Annotated in this window: 14 protein-coding genes; 6 read left to right on the forward strand and 8 right to left on the reverse strand. The window is 60.8% G+C overall.

Annotated elements, in window-relative coordinates; genetic code table 11:
- Positions 1 to 39: 39 nt before the first annotated feature.
- From JH25_RS05605 to rloA, 3 genes are read right to left on the reverse strand one after another with little or no spacing between them, the layout of a single operon-like run.
- Positions 40 to 1,026, reverse strand: coding sequence for an alpha-L-glutamate ligase-like protein (locus JH25_RS05605; RefSeq protein WP_005790412.1), 987 nt, complete (start codon positions 1,024 to 1,026; stop codon positions 40 to 42).
- On the reverse strand, positions 1,026 to 2,558 hold the full coding sequence (gene rloB, locus JH25_RS05600; protein ID WP_032879907.1) for an osmotic stress tolerance membrane protein RloB: 1,533 nt from the start codon (positions 2,556 to 2,558) through the stop codon (positions 1,026 to 1,028). Before rloB ends, JH25_RS05605 begins: the two co-directional genes overlap by 1 nt.
- A 5-nt stretch (positions 2,559 to 2,563) precedes the next feature.
- Positions 2,564 to 3,100, reverse strand: coding sequence for a retropepsin-like aspartic peptidase RloA (gene rloA, locus JH25_RS05595; protein ID WP_032879908.1), 537 nt, complete (start codon positions 3,098 to 3,100; stop codon positions 2,564 to 2,566).
- 271 nt (positions 3,101 to 3,371) lie between these two features.
- Here rloA and JH25_RS05590 point away from each other — a divergent pair, with 271 nt between their 5' ends.
- The 6 genes from JH25_RS05590 to prpD all read left to right on the forward strand — a co-directional run bounded on the left by JH25_RS05590 (position 3,372) and on the right by prpD (position 11,788).
- Complete coding sequence (locus JH25_RS05590) at positions 3,372 to 4,085, forward strand: GntR family transcriptional regulator (protein ID WP_032879909.1); 714 nt, start codon at positions 3,372 to 3,374, stop codon at positions 4,083 to 4,085.
- Entirely contained in the window at positions 4,082 to 4,975 is an 894-nt protein-coding gene (gene prpB / locus JH25_RS05585) for a methylisocitrate lyase (protein WP_032879910.1), read from the forward strand. Before JH25_RS05590 ends, prpB begins: the two co-directional genes overlap by 4 nt.
- 42 nt (positions 4,976 to 5,017) lie before the next feature.
- The gene (gene prpC, locus JH25_RS05580; RefSeq protein WP_005790404.1) at positions 5,018 to 6,145 is read left to right on the forward strand and encodes a bifunctional 2-methylcitrate synthase/citrate synthase; all 1,128 of its coding nucleotides are present in this window, start codon (positions 5,018 to 5,020) and stop codon (positions 6,143 to 6,145) included.
- Between the two features lie 183 nt (positions 6,146 to 6,328).
- Positions 6,329 to 8,923 (forward strand): Fe/S-dependent 2-methylisocitrate dehydratase AcnD, encoded by a 2,595-nt coding sequence (gene acnD, locus JH25_RS05575; protein WP_032879911.1) that lies wholly within the window; start codon positions 6,329 to 6,331, stop codon positions 8,921 to 8,923.
- An 11-nt stretch (positions 8,924 to 8,934) separates the two neighbouring features.
- On the forward strand, positions 8,935 to 10,125 hold the full coding sequence (prpF, locus tag JH25_RS05570; RefSeq protein ID WP_032879912.1) for a 2-methylaconitate cis-trans isomerase PrpF: 1,191 nt from the start codon (positions 8,935 to 8,937) through the stop codon (positions 10,123 to 10,125).
- Between the two features lie 178 nt (positions 10,126 to 10,303).
- Complete coding sequence (prpD, locus tag JH25_RS05565; RefSeq protein WP_032879913.1) at positions 10,304 to 11,788, forward strand: 2-methylcitrate dehydratase; 1,485 nt, start codon at positions 10,304 to 10,306, stop codon at positions 11,786 to 11,788.
- 134 nt (positions 11,789 to 11,922) lie between these two features.
- Here prpD and JH25_RS05560 read toward each other — a convergent pair whose 3' ends face one another.
- Genes JH25_RS05560 through JH25_RS05540 form a run of 5 tightly spaced genes read right to left on the reverse strand, consistent with a single transcriptional unit; the run spans position 11,923 to position 17,457 of the window.
- Entirely contained in the window at positions 11,923 to 12,663 is a 741-nt protein-coding gene (locus JH25_RS05560) for an alanyl-tRNA editing protein (protein ID WP_032879914.1), read from the reverse strand.
- A 2-nt stretch (positions 12,664 to 12,665) separates the two neighbouring features.
- A complete protein-coding gene (locus JH25_RS05555) occupies positions 12,666 to 13,658 on the reverse strand; it encodes a serine O-acetyltransferase (protein ID WP_005790394.1) in 993 nt (330 codons plus the stop codon).
- Positions 13,659 to 13,695: 37 nt separating this feature from the next.
- The gene (locus tag JH25_RS05550; protein ID WP_032879915.1) at positions 13,696 to 14,610 is read right to left on the reverse strand and encodes a PLP-dependent cysteine synthase family protein; all 915 of its coding nucleotides are present in this window, start codon (positions 14,608 to 14,610) and stop codon (positions 13,696 to 13,698) included.
- Positions 14,611 to 14,626: 16 nt separating this feature from the next.
- Positions 14,627 to 16,489, reverse strand: a complete 1,863-nt coding sequence (moeB, locus tag JH25_RS05545) for a molybdopterin-synthase adenylyltransferase MoeB (RefSeq protein WP_032881259.1) — start codon at positions 16,487 to 16,489, stop codon at positions 14,627 to 14,629.
- A gap of 23 nt (positions 16,490 to 16,512) precedes the next feature.
- A complete protein-coding gene (locus JH25_RS05540) occupies positions 16,513 to 17,457 on the reverse strand; it encodes a DMT family transporter (RefSeq protein ID WP_032879916.1) in 945 nt (314 codons plus the stop codon).
- Between the last annotated feature and the right edge of the window lie 26 nt (positions 17,458 to 17,483).

The raw sequence follows: 17,483 nt of genomic DNA on the forward strand, positions 1-17,483 counted from the left end.
CTAGAGGGGATGTCGGGGATAGACAGTTTGAAGACCGGATCAGCCTTCCACGGGCGGTATATGCCCAAACATCTCCTGCACGAACTTCACCCGCTCTTGCGGGGTTTCCGTCACGCCGGCAGCTTTGAGTTCCTCCAGTCGCGCCTCCACCGCATGGGTTCGCAAGGTCAGCCCGCAGTCATTGGCGATCTGGATATTCAGCCCCGGCCGTGCATTCAATTCAAGGATCAGCGGGCCTTTTTCCTGGTCCAGTACCATGTCCACGCCGATATAGCCCAGTCCGCACAGCTCGTAGCAGCCAGCCGCAAGCTGCATGAAACCGTCCCAGTTGGGCAGTTGCACACCATCGACCGCATTGGTGGTGTCAGGGTGCTTGGTGATGATGTTGTTCAGCCAGGTACCGCGTAGGGTCAGGCCGGTGGCAAGGTCGACGCCTACGCCGATCGCGCCCTGGTGCAGGTTGGCCTTGCCGCCGGATTGGCGGGTCGGCAGGCGCAGCATGGCCATCACCGGGTAGCCCATCAGCACGATGATGCGAATATCCGGCACGCCCTCGTAGCTGATGCTTTTGAAGATCTGGTCGGGCACCACACGGTACTCGATCAGTGCGCGGTCGCGGTGGCCGCCCAGGGAATACAGGCCGGTGAGGATGCTGGAAATCTGGTGTTCGATTTCTTCGTGGCTGATGATCTTGCCGGACACCGTGCGATAGCGCCCTTCAAAACGGTCTGCCACCACCAGGATGCCGTCGCCGCCGGCACCCTGGGCGGGCTTGATCACGAAATCGCTGCGCCCACCGATGATCTCGTCGAGCTTGTCGATTTCCTTCTCGGTGGAGATCACCCCGTACATTTCCGGCACATGGATACCGGCGGCCAGCGCCCGTTCCTTGGTGATGATCTTGTCATCCACAATCGGGTACAGGCTGCGTTTGTTGTACTTGAGCACGTAGTCGGCGTTACGCCGATTGATGCCCATGATCCCGCGCGCTTCCAGGGCCTTCCAGGTTTTCCAGAAGCCAAACATCAGGAGTCAGCCTTCAGGAATGCCTTGAAACGCACCAGCTCGGTGAGGCGATAGCCGCGATAACGACCCATGGCCAGCATGAAGCCCACCAGAATCAGCAGGATCGCCGGGAAGGTAAACACGAAGTAAACCAGCTCCGGAACGCTCATGATGAGGTGGGCCAACGAGGCGGCGAACAGGGTACCAATCGCCACTTTCAGTGCATGGTTGGCGCCGCGTTCTTCCCAGGTAATCGACAGTCGCTCGATGGTCATCGTCAGGATCACCATCGGGAACAGCGCCACCGACAAGCCACGCTCCAGCCCCAGCTTATGGCTGAACAGGCTGATGGCGGCGATCAGCACCACCACGAAGGTCAGCACCACCGACAGCCTCGGCAGCATCTGCAGTTTCAAGTGTTCCAGATACGACCTGAGCGACAGCCCCAGTGCCGTGATAATCGTGAATAGCACAATGCCGAAGCCCAGTTGCGTCTCGCGGAACGCCAGGGCGATCAGCACCGGCGTGAAGGTGCCCAGGGTCTGCAGGCCGATCAGGTTGCGCAGGATCAGAATCACCAGCACGCCAATCGGGATCATCACCATGATCATGAAGGTCTGCTGGGTTTGCAGCGGCAGGCCGTACAGCGAGTATTCGAGGAAGTTGGCGTCGGTGTTTTCGTCGGTCAGCTTGGCCAGGCGAATCGCGTTCATTTCGCTGTTGTTGAGGCTGAAGGTCACCATGGCCTTCTTGCCGCCATCGACCGTGATCAGGTTTTCATCGCCGGTCCACCACAGCAGGCGGTCGGCGGGCAGGCCCTGTTCACCGGTCTCCGGGTTGAAGTACAGCCAGTCGTTGCCGTTGAAGCTGCGCAGCCACAGTTCCGGGGTTTGCGGCTGGTCGGCCACCAGGCGGATGGTGTGGACTTTCTCCACCGGCACATGGGCGATGGACAGCAGCAGCTCGACGATCCTGGCCTTGTGCGGCGTCGACGGGTCGCCGGCCAGCAGCAGCTTCACGTTGTCGTCGTTGAGGTTGTTGGTGCGCTTGATGGCTTCGCTGATGAAAGTCTCGACGTCGGCCGAGTGCTGGCGGATCGGCGCCAGCAAGGCTTCGGCGGCGATTTTTTCCGGGCCTTCCACGGCGATGCTGTCGCGGAAGGTCGGGCCCTTGATCTTGACCTTTTCGCCGCTGTAACGCTTGGTCAGCACCAGGCGGTAATACAGGGTCTGGTTGCCTTTGGCCCGGCGTGCCGACCAGGTGACCTTGCGGTTGCCGTCGATGCGGTTGACGCTGACTCCGTAGTTGTTGGAGATAAAGCTTTCATTAAGGCTGACGAAGTCGCGGCTCAGTGGCGGCACGAACATCTGGATCTTGACCGGGTCCTTGGGGTTGGCGACGAACTCGACCTTGGCGTCGATGTTCCACAAGTCGTCGGTGGCATCCTCGGTCACGGGGATCCCCAGCACGAAAATCTGATAGGCGGTGACCGAAATGCCGAGCACCACCAGGAAGGTGATCAGGATTTTCAGGTGCAGGGTCAGAGAGCGCATTCGGTTTACTCGGCGGTATGAGCGTCGGCGACGCAGGCGGGTTTGCCTGCTGCATATTTAAGACTGGGGTCGACCAGCGCATCAAAGCGTTTCAGCGCTTCGGAGCCGATCAGCAGCGGGTATTGGAAGCTGCTGCGGTCAGTCAAGTTCACTTCGATGCTGCGTAAAGCAGTGCCCATGCAGATATCCAGGGCAACCACCGGACGGGCGGTGTAGTTCTTGTCCTCATCGGGGTCGTAGTCGCCGGCGCGGCGCTTGATCTTGCTGACGCGGGCCAGGGGCAGTTCGATGGGGTGGGAGTGGGCGGTGTCGATGGCCAGGTAGAAGCGTACCCAGGTTTCGCCGTTGCGCTTGAAGCGCTTGATATCGCGGGCGCTCAACGAGGCGGTCTTGGCGCCGGTGTCGAGCTTGGCCGCGACTTCCAGGTCGATACCGTCCAGCTTGGCGTATTCATTGAGGCCATACACCGTTTTCTCGGCGGTGAAGCCAAGGCTGGGCAGCAACAGTAGGCAAACAAACAGGGGGAAGGGCTTGAGTCTCATAAATCCTGAGGCGGTGCCGTGCGATGTTCAATTCAAGGCGACTGGCATTGCTGCGCAAACTCCCTCGTGCGCCGTTTCATCCAGAGATGTCAGGCAAATACGCCGGGCATTCTAACATGATGCTTTTTTGGCGCCAGCGCTGGCAGGCGGCCATGCCTTGGATGGGTTATTCAGGCGTATTAGACGATTGTCGACAATGTGTATTTATTCTTTGACTGTTAAGGGGTAATTAGCTAGTTTTTGCGGCATTGCTTTTAAAGGTGTCGACAATATGCTGGGTCAGGCGGAAATTCCGATAGCGGCGTCAGACGATTCCCAAACCATGTCCGAGAACGTTTTTCGGCGTATCCAGGCCGCCATCGTCAAAGGTGAAATCGCCCCCGGCAGCAAGATTTCCGAGCCGGAACTGGCGCGTACCTACGGCATCAGCCGCGGCCCGCTGCGCGAGGCGATCCACCGCCTGGAAGGCCAGCGCCTGCTGGTGCGCGTGCCCCACGTCGGCGCACGGGTTGTGTCGTTGAGTCATGCCGAGCTGATCGAACTCTATGAGATCCGCGAGTCCCTGGAAGGCATGGCCTGCCGCCTCGCTGCCGAGCGCATGACCGACGCAGAAATCGAAGAGCTGCGCCAGGTATTGCACACCCATGAGCGCGATGCCGCGTTCCAGGCCGGTGTTGGCTACTACCAGCAGGAAGGCGACTTCGACTTTCATTACCGGATCATCCAGGGCGCCGGTAACCGCACCCTGACCCAAATGCTCTGCGGCGAGCTGTACCAACTGGTGCGCATGTACCGCATCCAGTTTTCCGCCACCCCCAATCGTCCACGCCAGGCCTTTGCCGAACACCACCGCATTCTCGACGCGATTGCCGATCGCGATGGTGAATTGGCCGAACTGTTGATGCGCCGGCATATCGGCGCCTCCAAACGCAACATCGCCCGTCACTTCCCGGACGGTGCTCCTTCATCACGAGGTGAGTCATGAGTTCCCATAACAACAGCACTCCCGGCCAGCGTTTCCGTGACGCAGTCGCCAGCGAACAGCCTTTGCAAGTTGTTGGTGCAATCAATGCCAACCACGCGTTGCTGGCCAAGCGCGCCGGCTTCAAGGCTATTTACCTGTCGGGTGGCGGTGTCGCCGCCGGCTCGCTCGGCGTGCCGGACCTGGGTATTACCGGGTTGGATGACGTACTCACCGACGTGCGCCGCATTACCGACGTCTGCGACCTGCCGCTGCTGGTGGACGTGGACACCGGTTTCGGCTCCTCGGCGTTCAATGTGGCGCGCACCGTCAAGTCGATGATCAAGTTCGGCGCCGCCGCCATCCATATCGAAGACCAGGTCGGCGCCAAGCGCTGCGGGCATCGCCCCAATAAAGAGATCGTGTCGCAGCAGGAAATGGTCGACCGCATCAAGGCTGCCGTGGATGCGCGTACCGATGACAGCTTCGTGATCATGGCGCGCACCGACGCCCTGGCGGTCGAGGGCCTGGAGTCTGCCCTTGAACGTGCCGCCGCGTGTATCGAAGCCGGTGCCGATATGGTCTTCCCGGAAGCCATCACCGAGCTCGAGATGTACAAGCTGTTCGCTTCCCGCGTAAAGGCGCCGATCCTGGCTAACATTACCGAGTTCGGCGCGACGCCGCTGTACACCACCGAACAGTTGAAATCTGCGGATGTTTCCATTGTGCTGTACCCGCTCTCGGCCTTCCGTGCCATGAACAAGGCCGCCGAGAACGTCTACACCGCAATCCGTCGCGACGGCACCCAACAGAACGTGATCGACACCATGCAAACGCGCATGGAGCTCTACGATCGCATCGACTACCACACCTTCGAGCAGAAGCTCGACGCGCTGTTTGCCGCGAAAAAATAATGCGGTGCGCCTCCCTAATAAATTCAAGATTGGAGAACGAACATGGCTGAAGCAAAAGTATTGAGTGGCGCCGGCCTGCGTGGCCAGGTTGCCGGGCAGACCGCACTGTCGACCGTGGGCCAGGCTGGTGCAGGCTTGACCTATCGTGGCTACGATGTGCGTGAACTGGCCGCCGATGCGCAGTTTGAAGAAGTCGCCTACCTGTTGCTGTACGGCGAGTTGCCGACCAAGACCGAACTGGCCGCCTACAGCGCCAAGCTGAGCAAGCTGCGTGACTTGCCCCAGGCATTGAAAGAAGTGCTCGAACGCATCCCCGCCGACGCCCACCCGATGGACGTGATGCGCACCGGTTGCTCGTTTTTGGGCAATATCGAGCCGGAAAAAGATTTCAGCGTACAGCGCGATGTCACCGACCGCCTGCTTGCCGCATTCCCGGCGATCATGTGCTACTGGTACCGCTTCAGCCACGACGGCAAGCGCATTGACTGCGTGACCGACGAGCCGAGTATCGGCGGCCACTTCCTGCACCTGCTGCACGGCAAGAAACCCAGCGAGCTGCACGTCAAAGTCATGAATGTGTCGCTGATTCTCTACGCCGAGCACGAATTCAACGCCTCGACCTTCACTGCCCGGGTGTGCGCCTCGACCCTGTCCGACCTGTATTCCTGCGTCACCGCCGCTATCGGTTCCCTGCGCGGCCCGCTGCACGGCGGTGCCAACGAAGCGGCGATGGAAATGATCGAGCGCTTTTCCTCGGCCGAAGAAGCGGTCGAAGGCACGCTTGGCATGTTGGCGCGCAAGGACAAGATCATGGGCTTCGGCCACGCGATCTATAAAGACAGCGACCCGCGTAATGAAGTGATCAAGGGCTGGTCGAAAAAACTCGCTGATGAAGTGGGCGACACGGTGTTGTTCCCGGTGTCTGAAGCCATCGACAAGACCATGTGGGAACAGAAGAAGTTGTTCCCCAACGCCGACTTCTACCATGCCTCGGCTTACCACTTCATGGGCATCCCGACCAAGCTGTTCACACCGATCTTCGTGTGCTCGCGCCTGACTGGCTGGGCCGCGCACGTGTTCGAACAGCGCGCCAACAACCGCATCATCCGTCCAAGCGCCGAGTACATCGGCGTTGAGCAGCGCAAGTTCGTGCCAATCGAACGTCGCTGAATGGGATGGGCTGTGTTCGCTGGCTAATGTGCTTTTTTGTGGGAGCTGGCTTGCCTGCGATGGCATCACCTTGGTGTACCTGTCACACCGCAGTGATGCAATCGCAGGCAAGCCAGCTCACACAGGAAACAAAGCCAGTGTCGACAGTTCACCTTTCGAACTTACCGTGACCGAGTCCTGACGATGAACACTGAATTTCGCAAACCGCTCCCCGGCAGCCGCCTGGATTTCTTCGACGCCCGTGCGGCTGTCGAAGCAATCACCCCCGGCGCCTACGCCACCTTGCCTTACACCTCGCGCGTGCTTGCCGAAAACCTGGTGCGCCGTTGCGACCCGGCCACCCTCAACGCATCCCTGAGCCAACTGATCGAGCGCAAACGTGATCTCGATTTCCCCTGGTTCCCGGCGCGCGTGGTGTGCCATGACATCCTCGGCCAGACCGCCCTGGTGGACCTTGCCGGTCTGCGGGATGCCATCGCCCTGCAAGGCGGCGACCCGGCGCAGGTCAACCCGGTGGTGCCGACCCAACTGATCGTCGACCACTCCCTGGCTGTCGAGGCTGGCGGCTTTGACCCACAGGCGTTCGAGAAAAACCGCGCCATTGAAGACCGTCGCAATGAAGACCGCTTCCACTTTATCGAGTGGACCAAAAAAGCCTTCAAGAACGTCGATGTCATCCCGCCGGGCAACGGCATCATGCACCAGATCAACCTGGAGAAAATGTCGCCGGTGATTCAGGTCCGTGACGGCGTAGCCTTCCCGGATACCTGCGTCGGTACTGACAGTCACACTCCCCACGTCGATGCCCTGGGCGTGATCGCCATTGGCGTCGGCGGCCTGGAGGCCGAGAGCGTGATGCTCGGCCGTGCGTCGTGGATGCGCCTGCCGGAAAGCGTCGGCGTGGAACTGACCGGCAAGCTGCAACCGGGCATCACCGCCACCGATATGGTGCTGGCACTCACCGAGTTCCTGCGCCAGCAGAAAGTGGTCGGCGCCTGGCTGGAGTTCTTCGGCGAAGGGGCTAGTGCACTGACCCTGGGCGACCGTGCGACCATCTCCAACATGGCCCCTGAATACGGCGCCACCGCAGCGATGTTCTATATCGATCAGCAGACCATCGCCTACCTCAAACTCACTGGCCGAGAAGACGAACAAGTCGCCCTGGTCGAACAGTACGCACGCCACACCGGCCTGTGGGCCGATGACCTCAAGGGGGCTCAGTACGAGCGTGGCCTGACCTTCGACCTGTCCAGCGTCGTGCGCAACATGGCCGGGCCCAGCAACCCACACGCCCGTGTTGCCACCCGCGACCTGGCGTCCAAAGGCATCAGCGGCCAGTGGGATGAAGTGCCAGGGCAAATGCCCGACGGCGCAGTGATCATTGCGGCCATCACCAGTTGCACCAACACCAGTAACCCGCGCAATGTCATCGCCGCGGGGCTTCTGGCACGTAACGCCAACAAGCTCGGCTTGGCCCGCAAGCCTTGGGTCAAGTCGTCGCTGGCGCCGGGCTCGAAAACCGTGGCCATGTACCTGGAAGAGGCCGGTCTGGGCCATGAGCTGGAAAAACTCGGTTTCGGCGTGGTGGCCTTTGCCTGCACCACCTGCAACGGCATGTCCGGCGCGCTCGACCCGGTGATCCAGCAGGAAATCATCGACCGCGACCTGTACGCCACCGCCGTGTTGTCGGGCAACCGCAACTTCGACGGGCGCATTCACCCTTACGCCAAGCAAGCCTTCCTGGCTTCGCCGCCGCTGGTGGTGGCCTATGCGATTGCCGGCACCATCCGTTTCGATATCGAGAAGGACGTGCTCGGCCTGGATGCCGACGGCAAGGAAATTCGCCTGCAGGATATCTGGCCGAGCGACGAAGAGATCGACGCGGTGGTCAAGGCATCGGTCAAGCCCGAGCAGTTCCGTGCGGTGTACATCCCCATGTTCGCGATTCACGAAGACACCGGCCCCAAAGTCACCCCGCTGTATGACTGGCGCCCGCAGAGCACCTACATCCGTCGCCCGCCGTACTGGGAAGGCGCGCTGGCCGGCGCGCGGCCGCTCAAGGGTATGCGCCCGCTGGCGGTGCTGCCGGACAACATCACCACCGACCACCTGTCGCCGTCCAACGCGATCATGCCGGGCAGTGCCGCCGGGGAATACCTGGCGAAGATGGGCTTGCCGGAAGTCGACTTCAACTCCTACGCGACCCATCGCGGTGACCATCTGACGGCGCAGCGCGCCACCTTCGCCAACCCGAAACTGTTCAACGAAATGGTGCAGGAAAACGGCAAGGTCAAGCAGGGCTCGCTGGCGCGAATCGAGCCGGAAGGCAAGGTCACGCGGATGTGGGAAGCGATTGAAACCTACATGGAGCGCAAGCAACCGCTGATCATCATCGCCGGTGCCGACTACGGCCAGGGCTCGTCCCGCGACTGGGCCGCCAAGGGCGTGCGCCTGGCCGGTGTGGAAGCGATTGCCGCCGAAGGCTTCGAGCGCATTCACCGCACCAACCTGGTGGGCATGGGCGTGTTGCCGCTGGAATTCCTGCCGGGCACCGACCGCCACACCCTCAAGATCGACGGCAGTGAAACCTATGACGTGATCGGCGAGCGCACCCCGCGCGCGCAACTGACCCTGGTGATCAACCGCAGGAATGGTGAACGTGTCGAGGTGCCGGTGACGTGCCGCCTGGATACTGCCGAAGAAGTGTCGATCTACGAGGCGGGCGGCGTGTTGCAACGTTTTGCCCAGGATTTCCTGGAATCGGCGGCCACCGCCTGAAGAGGACTACCATGGCACACGTAGCGCAAATCAAGATCCCCGCCACCTACATGCGTGGCGGCACCAGCAAGGGCGTGTTCTTCAGCCTCAAGGACCTGCCCGAAGTCGCGCAGGTGCCGGGGGCGGCCCGCGATGCCCTGTTGCTGCGGGTCATCGGCAGCCCCGACCCTTACGACAAGCAGATCGACGGCATGGGCGGTGCCACTTCAAGTACCAGCAAAACCGTGATCCTGGCCAAAAGCAGCCGCGCCGATCACGACGTGGACTATCTGTTCGGCCAGGTCTCCATCGACAAGCCGTTTGTCGATTGGAGTGGCAACTGCGGCAACCTGTCGGCCGCAGTGGGCTCGTTCGCCATCAGCGCGGGCCTGGTTGACCCGGCCCGCGTGCCCGAGAACGGGGTGGCGGTGGTGCGGATATGGCAGGCCAATATTGGCAAGAGCATCATCGCCCATGTGCCGATCACCAACGGCGCGGTGCAGGAAACCGGCGACTTCGAACTGGACGGTGTGACCTTCCCGGCCGCCGAAGTCCAGCTGGAATTCATCGACCCGGCGGCGGAAGAAGAGGGCGGTGGTGGTTCGATGTTCCCCACCGGCAACCTCATCGACGACCTGGAAGTACCGGGCGTCGGCACCTTCAAGGCCACGTTGATCAACGCCGGTATTCCGACCATTTTCATCAACGCCCAGGACCTCGGCTACACCGGCACCGAACTGCAGGGCGCGATCAACAGCGACCCCAAGGCCCTGGCCATGTTCGAGACGGTACGGGCCTATGGCGCGTTGCGCATGGGCCTGATCAAGCACCTGGACGAGGCCGCCCAGCGCCAGCACACACCCAAGGTCGCCTTCGTGGCCAAGCCTGCGGATTACGTGGCCTCCAGCGGCAAGGCAATCAAGGCCGGCGATGTGGATCTGCTGGTGCGTGCCCTGTCCATGGGCAAACTGCACCACGCCATGATGGGCACGGCGGCGGTAGCGATCGGCACGGCGGCGGCGATCTCCGGCACCCTGGTCAACCTGGCGGCGGGCGGCGTGGAGCGCAATGCCGTGCGCTTCGGGCATCCGTCCGGCACCTTGCGCGTCGGTGCCGAAGCCAGCCAAGTGAACGGTGAATGGGTGGTGAAGAAAGCCATCATGAGCCGCAGTGCGCGGGTGTTAATGGAAGGTTTCGTGCGCGTCCCCGGTGACGCTTTTTAGCTTTATGTGGGAGGGGGCTTGCTCCCGATAGCAGGGTGTCAGTCGCCCCATTCATTAACTGACCCACCGTCATCGGGAGCAAGCCCCCTCCCACAGGGATACAAGCAGGCAATCAGACCTGCGCAACGATTAACCCTGACCCTGAGGATGGAACAACCCAACTTTTAGGAGAACTGCCATGAGCGCCAACGTCGACCAGAACAACCGCCCCGACTACGACCAGGTTTTGCAGGACATCGCCGACTATGTCCTCAACTACCGCATCGAATCCCGGGATGCACTGGACACCGCCCGCAATTGCCTGATGGACACCCTTGGCTGTGGCCTGCTGGCCCTGCGGTTCCCCGAGTGCACCAAGCACCTGGGGCCGATAGTGGAGGGCACCGTGGTGCCGTTCGGCGCGCGCGTGCCGGGCACTTCGTTTCGCCTCGACCCGGTCAAGGCCGCCTGGGACATTGGCTGCATCGTGCGCTGGCTCGACTACAACGACACCTGGCTCGCTGCTGAATGGGGCCACCCTTCGGACAACCTCGGGGGCATTCTCGCCGTGGCCGATCACCTTTCGCAAAAACGCGTGGCCAATGGCGAGGCGCCGCTCACCGTACGTGCGGTGCTGGAAGCGATGATCATGGCCCACGAAATCCAGGGGGTGATCGCCCTGGAAAACTCTTTCAACCGCGTCGGCCTTGACCACGTGCTGCTGGTCAAAGTCGCCTCCACCGCTGTCACCGCCAAGCTGATGGGCGCCAATCGTGAACAACTGCTGGCGGCCTTGTCTCAGGCTTTCGTTGATGGGCAGGCGTTGCGCACCTATCGTCATGCACCGAATGCCGGCTCGCGCAAATCCTGGGCCGCAGGCGATGCATCGAGCCGTGGTGTGCGCCTGGCGGATATCGCCCTGCGTGGCGAAATGGGCATCCCCGGTGTGTTGAGTGCGCCGCAGTGGGGGTTCTACGACGTGTCGTTCAGCCACACCAACAAGGACCTGGCGCTCAAGCCCACAGACAAGCGCGCCTTCAGCCTGCCTCAGGCCTACGGCACCTACGTGATGGAAAACGTGCTGTTCAAGATCAGTTTCCCGGCGGAGTTCCACGCGCAAACCGCCTGCGAGGCGGCGGTGACCTTGCACCCGCAGGTCAAGCATCGTCTGCATGAAATCGAACGTATCGTGATCACCACCCATGAGTCGGCGATTCGGATTATTTCCAAGGTTGGCCAATTGGCCAACGCTGCCGATCGCGACCACTGCCTGCAATACATGACCGCCGTGCCCTTGGTGTTCGGCAATCTGGTGGCCGAGCACTACGAAGATGATTTCCACGCGGCCCACCCGATCATCGACGAGCTGCGCGACAAGATGGTCATCGTTGAAGACCCACGCTATAGCCGCGAATACCTGGAGGCGGACAAGCGTTCCATTGCCAATGCGGTGCAGGTGTTCTTTATGGATGGCACCTGCACTGAGCAGGTAGCGGTGGAATACCCGATTGGCCATCGCCGCCGTCGGGTGGACGGTATCCCATTGCTGGAAGACAAGTTCAAAGCCAACCTGGCGACGCGGTTCACTGCGCAGCGCAGCGCCGAGATTGTTGCGTTGTGCAAGGATCAGGCACGGCTTGAGGCGACGGCTGTGAACCGTTTCATGGATCTGTTGGTGATCTAAAAAACAACGCGGCCAATGTGGGAGGGGGTTTGCTCCTGATAGCTGGGTGTCAGTCAACAGATTCATTGACTGGTCCACCCCTATCGGGAGCAAGCCCCCTCCCACATTTGTCCTCCATTGGGGCAACTATCGGGTCAGGCGCAAGCTTGTTCAAACCGCAGAATCACCCTGCGGTTGTGCTTGCTCTTCTTTTCGATTTTCTCGCAGAACACCCGGCCGATTTCTTCGGTGTTGAGCACATGGGTGCCGCCGCATGGCTGGATATCGATGCCGGGGATTTCAATCACCCGTACCGAGCCCGACACCACCGGTGGCGCAACCGCCTGGGTGCGGGTGATCTGTAGCAAGGTCGCGTATTCGGTGGCGGGCATCGACAGGGTCTTCACCGCGTGGGCCTGCTCGATCAGGGCGTTGAGGTCACGGGTTAGACCGTCTTTGTCCAGGGTCATTTCCGGTAGGTCGAAATCCAGTCGGCCTTTATCCGCACTGATGCTGCAACCGGTCACGGGCGCGTCAATGAGCGAGCACAACAAATGCAGGCAGGTGTGCATTTTCATGTGCTGGTAGCGCCGCTCCCAATCCAGGCCGGCGTCTACCTGGATGCCCGCCGTCAACTGCTCGGGGCAATGGTCAACCTGATGCCAGATGATCGAGCGCAACACCGGATCGCGCACGGTACCTGTCACCTCGACCCGCGTGCCATCGGGCAGGGTGAAATGGCCGGTATCGCCCGGTTGCCCGCCGCCGGTGGGGTAGAACAGTGTGTGCTCCAGGGCGATGCCGTGTTCACTGACCGCAATAACCCGGGCGCTGAACGCGTTCTGATAGGGCGCGCTGTCGAACAGCGCCAGGGTTTCCATGGTATGCACGGACATGTTCAACCTCCAACGATCAGTGGGCTGGCTTGCAAGAGATGGCGCACCATCGCGCTCAAGCCAGGGGGAGAGAGCAGGGTGATTTCAAATTCCGGCCCGCAGACTTTCAGGTTCAGCGGCAAACGCGGCAGTTGTTCGCCGGTATCGACACGGTGCAGACGAAATTGCAGGTGGTGGCGCTCTTTCACCGTGGGTTCGAGCATTAACCCTTGCAGCGGATGAAAGTCGGCATCCAGCACCGTGACCTTATGGCCGGCACTCACCTCACCGACGACGTGCAAGCGCTCATCCAGGGCAAAGGCGCCTAGGTAATTGCTGCGGTCCGATTCGTCGTTTTTTTGCAACTGGATCTGGTTGACTACCTTGACCTTGGTGCCTGCCGGTACGTCCTGGGTGATCACGCAGGAGGGGCTGATAAAAACGTTGTCGCCGATCGACACGTAGCCCAGCACCCGGGCACCGGCGCCCACCTCGACGTTGTTGCCCAGGCGCGGGTGGCGTTTGCCGTCCGGATTGTTGGCGATGCCGCGGGCTCCCAGGGTCACGCCGCACAGGATGTAGCAGTCGTTGCCGATCACGCAGGTTTCGCCGATGACGGTGCCATAGCCATGGTCCAGTACAAAGCGCCGGCCGATACGCGCCGCCGGATGAATCTCGGCACCGGAGAGAATCTTGCCCTGGTTGCTGAGCTTGAGTGCCATGCGCGAAAACATCCCATGGCCCGGGTCGGGGAAATTCCACACCTGGTGCGCAAGACGATAGAACAGCACTGCCTTGAACGAGGCATAGGATTCCAGGATCAACTCACCGCGCCCACGCGATGCCGGATCTCGATAGGCGTAGGCGATCAGGTCCTCGGCCACTGCTTGGGCGGCGTTCTGGATCAGTGGCGCCAGGTGTGGTTCCAACTGCTTCATCTGCCCGGGCGTCAGGGTCGTGATGAGATGGGTAAGCAACTCATCGTGCAGCAGTTGCATGTCGATAAAGCCCCCCATGGAGGCACCCCCGCATTCTGGATGATTGAAAAACCCGTTACTCGAAACTGGGCAGGTAGCTGTCGGCATTGTCGTAGACCATGGTCAGCACCACCGTTTCAGGCGGCAGTTCGGGGGCGAGTTGGGCGATGGCAACCATGTTGGCGGCGGAGGACAGCCCCAGGCTGATGGCGTCGGTGCGCATGATGCGTTTGATCATGTCCAGGCACGCCGAGTGCGACACCTTGAGCATGCCGTCGATCACGTCCAGGTTGAGGATGCTCGGGATCAGGCCAATCGACAGGCCCTGGATTGCGTGCGCAGCGTGCTGGTCTTTGAGCAGGTCGCATTCCTGCGGCTCCACGCCCATCACGCGGATCGCTGGCCAGGCGGCCTTGAGGGTTTCGCCAATGCCGGTGATATGGCCACCTGTGCCGATGCCGCTGACGAAGTAGTCCACGCGCTGATCACCGAAGGCGCGGATGATCTCCGGCGCGGTGGTGTCGCGGTGGGTCTGCGGGTTGGCGCCGTTGCGCTGCTGGTTGAGCATCACGAAGTTGGGGTTTTCCAACTGCAGTTCCATGCACTTTTCGCCGTGGGAGTTGTTGCCCAGGCGGCTGTCTGACAGCACCACTTTGGCACCATACAGGCGTAGCAATTTCTGCTTTTCGGTGCTGTAGTTGTCAGGGATCACCAGCACCACTTTATAGCCCAGGACATTGCCGGCCATCACCAGGCCAATGCCGGTGTTGCCGCCGCTGGGTTCGATGATGGTTTGCCCGGAGTCGCGGATCAGTACGCCACGGCGCTCGGCATCGAGGATCATGCCCAGGGCGATGCGCGCCTTGTGGCTGCCACCGGGGTTGAGGGATTCCAGCTTGGCGTAGACCTCGATGCCGAGGTCTTCGGAAAACTGGGCCAGGCGCACGATAGGCGTTTGGCCGATGACGTCGAGAATGGAGTTATGCAGCATCAGCAAGTCTCCACGATCAGTACAGAGGCATGTCGGGTTCGACGTCGCGAACCCAGTGCTTCATGCCGCCCTGCAGGACTTTGGTGTTCGCGAACCCGGCTGCCAGCAGGGTGCTGGCGGCTTGTTCGGCTCGGGTGCCCGCGTAGCAGATCAGGTAATGGGTGTTGTCGCGGCTGAGGTTGTCGAGTTGCCCATCCAGTTCGGCCAGGGGAATGTGCAACACGCCTGGCAGCTTGCACACTTCCAATTCGCTGGCGTCGCGCACGTCCAGCAATACATCGGCGCTGTTGGGGTGCTCAAGCACCTGCTTGAGGTTCTGAGGCTTGATGTAGCGTTCTGCCGCCAGCGACGGTTGGCTCGGTACGGCATCGGCACATGCCGTGGGGGCGGCGCTTTCGCTGCTGCGCAGCTCCGAGCAGCAGGGGCAGTCGAGGCGGCGCTTGAAGCGGATCTCGCTGAACTTCATCGCCAGCGCGTCAAAGCGCATCAAGCGGCCGGATAAAGGTTCGCCAATGCCGATCAGCAATTTGATCGCCTCGGTGGCCTGGATCATTCCTACCACACCCGGCAGCACGCCGATCACGCCGCCGGCGCTGCAATTGGGCGCCAGTTCTGCGGGCGGGGCCTTGGGAAACAGGCAGCGATAGCACGGCCCGCCTTTGTAGTTGAGCACGCTGATCTGCCCGTCGAAACGGTAGATGGCGCCATAGACCAAAGGTTTGCCCAACTGTACGCAAGCATCGTTGACCAGGTAGCGGGTATCGAAATTATCGGTACCGTCGATCACCAGGTCATAGGCGCCCACCAGTTCCAGAGCGTTGTCGGTGTCAAGCGCGGTGTTGTGCGCATTGATCCGGATATGAGGGTTTAGGTCCAGCAGGCGTTGTTTGGCGGACTCGACCTTGGGCATTCCCAGTGTGCTGTTGCCATGGACAATCTGGCGCTGCAGGTTGCTGCTTTCCACCACGTCAAAATCCACCAGCCCCAGGGTGCCGATGCCTGCCGCTGCCAGGTACAGGCTGATGGGCGAGCCCAGGCCCCCGGTGCCGATGACCAGAACTTTGGCTTTCTTCAGGTTCAATTGGCCTTCGCGGCCGACGCCCGGCAGGGTGATGTGGCGCACGTAGCGCTGCACTTCTTCGTTGCTCAGGGTGTCGATGTCCATGCCGCCTGAGGTGGCGAGCAACACTTCGATCCGGGATTTTGGCGGCAGGACTTCATCGGCTTCGATCAGCGCCTCCTCGGCGGTAAACAGGAAGTGTTCCTTGAGCTGGTTGTTCTTTTCATGGAACAGGTACTGACGCAATTGGGGGTGATTGGTGCAGAGATTTTCAATGACTTCGCGCAATGTCGATCCGACGCCCTCAAGGGTCGATTCCGGCAGCTTGGCCACGCGAACCAGAATGTCGGGGAAAGAGACAGCGTTCATGGACAACTCCGTGTGCAGGTCGTTGAAGGGTTGAGGTGCGAAATGCTTGCCATCCCAGGCAAACAGTTTTGAGCCCAGGACCTGGCTCTGGCGAACATCCACCACCAGATAGCTGACGGGGTAGATCGGCTCCCCCATGAACAGCGCCTTGTCCTGGTCTTCATCACTGAAATAGGCGCCGACATCCGGGTGGGAGTGATAGATCACCACCACCGGGTTGTCGCTGCGAAACGCCTTGTTCAGCAGCAGGGTATCGGCCACCGAGAAGGTGTAGCCGTTGGCCGCGCTGCGGGGGTACATCTGGGAGTTCTTGTGGTGCAGCTCGTTCTGGATATTGCTGCCCAGGTACACACTGCCGTCGGCGAAGACGAAGCCGCAGCACTCTTCTGGGTAGCTGCGGCTGGCGTGGGCGTAGATCTGTTCCAGGGCGGTGGGGCGGAGGACTTCCATGTTTCTCTCGCGTTGGTTGAGGGTCATTTTTTCTTGGCCAGGAGTTTTTCAACCGGCAGCTTGGTGATCGCAAAGCCGGCCAGCAGAATCGCCGAATACAGCATAAGGTCGCGGGAAATTTCCACGCCTTCGTACCAGGCACCGATGATCACCGCGAACACCGGGAAGATGATGAAGACGAACGACAGGATGATCGGGCTCAGGCGCTTGAGCAGCATGAAATACACAATAAACCCGCCTACCGAGGCCACCAGCCCGAGGTAGAACAGTGCAGTCCAGGAGCGCAGGGTGATGTCATTGAAGGCTGGCGTTTCAAACCACAGGCCGGCGACGAACAACATCAGCCCGGCGATGCCGATGGGCAGGGTGTTGTAGGTAATCACGCTGATGGCACTGCCTTTCTGCTTGGTAATCACGTAGCACAACGCGTGCATGATCGCGGCGCTCAGTATCGCCAACACCCCGAAGAACTCGGCGTGGTCCAGGTGCAGGCCCTGGCTCTTGATGATCATGTAGAGGCTGCCAAACCCGATACCGATGCCAACGACCTGGGAGAAGTAGATGCGCTCACGCAGGAACAGCGCCGAAAAGATCAGGATGAATACCGGCATGCAGCTGAACAGCAGGGCCGTCAGGCCGGATGACACGTGCATCTCGCCATAGTTGAGCAGGTAGTAGGGAACGCTGAAGTACGACAGGGTCACAAACACAAAGAACCAGCGGCTTTCCCGTGGGAACAGGATCGGCTCGCGACGCACCATGGCAAAACACAGGAACAGCGGAAACGCGATCAGAAAGCGCAGCCCGGCGGATGTCAGCGGCGGCACGCTCTCTACGGCGATCTTGATGCCCAGCCACGTAGTGCCCCAACTCAGGCACACGATCAGAAACATCAAGCTGGTCACCAGCCCGGCGAGCCACTGTTTTTGAGTTTTTGTTTTTGCAGTGTTTTCGAGAACGGCTGACATTGGCATCTTTTATTGCTTCCCTGAGC

The sequence above is a fragment of the Pseudomonas sp. BRG-100 genome (assembly GCF_000737955.1).
Classification (GTDB): domain Bacteria; phylum Pseudomonadota; class Gammaproteobacteria; order Pseudomonadales; family Pseudomonadaceae; genus Aquipseudomonas; species Aquipseudomonas synxantha_A.

What these genes read in the sequence shown, in the direction of transcription:
- JH25_RS05605 (WP_005790412.1), bottom strand. Translation starts at nt 1,026, where the DNA reads ATGTTTGGCTTCTGGAAAACCTGGAAGGCCCTGGAAGCGCGCGGGATC.
- rloB (WP_032879907.1), bottom strand. Translation starts at nt 2,558, where the DNA reads ATGCGCTCTCTGACCCTGCACCTGAAAATCCTGATCACCTTCCTGGTG.
- rloA (WP_032879908.1), bottom strand. Translation starts at nt 3,100, where the DNA reads ATGAGACTCAAGCCCTTCCCCCTGTTTGTTTGCCTACTGTTGCTGCCC.
- JH25_RS05590 (WP_032879909.1), top strand. Translation starts at nt 3,372, where the DNA reads ATGCTGGGTCAGGCGGAAATTCCGATAGCGGCGTCAGACGATTCCCAA.
- prpB (WP_032879910.1), top strand. Translation starts at nt 4,082, where the DNA reads ATGAGTTCCCATAACAACAGCACTCCCGGCCAGCGTTTCCGTGACGCA.
- prpC (WP_005790404.1), top strand. Translation starts at nt 5,018, where the DNA reads ATGGCTGAAGCAAAAGTATTGAGTGGCGCCGGCCTGCGTGGCCAGGTT.
- acnD (WP_032879911.1), top strand. Translation starts at nt 6,329, where the DNA reads ATGAACACTGAATTTCGCAAACCGCTCCCCGGCAGCCGCCTGGATTTC.
- prpF (WP_032879912.1), top strand. Translation starts at nt 8,935, where the DNA reads ATGGCACACGTAGCGCAAATCAAGATCCCCGCCACCTACATGCGTGGC.
- prpD (WP_032879913.1), top strand. Translation starts at nt 10,304, where the DNA reads ATGAGCGCCAACGTCGACCAGAACAACCGCCCCGACTACGACCAGGTT.
- JH25_RS05560 (WP_032879914.1), bottom strand. Translation starts at nt 12,663, where the DNA reads ATGTCCGTGCATACCATGGAAACCCTGGCGCTGTTCGACAGCGCGCCC.
- JH25_RS05555 (WP_005790394.1), bottom strand. Translation starts at nt 13,658, where the DNA reads ATGGGGGGCTTTATCGACATGCAACTGCTGCACGATGAGTTGCTTACC.
- JH25_RS05550 (WP_032879915.1), bottom strand. Translation starts at nt 14,610, where the DNA reads ATGCTGCATAACTCCATTCTCGACGTCATCGGCCAAACGCCTATCGTG.
- moeB (WP_032881259.1), bottom strand. Translation starts at nt 16,489, where the DNA reads ATGGAAGTCCTCCGCCCCACCGCCCTGGAACAGATCTACGCCCACGCC.
- JH25_RS05540 (WP_032879916.1), bottom strand. Translation starts at nt 17,457, where the DNA reads ATGTCAGCCGTTCTCGAAAACACTGCAAAAACAAAAACTCAAAAACAG.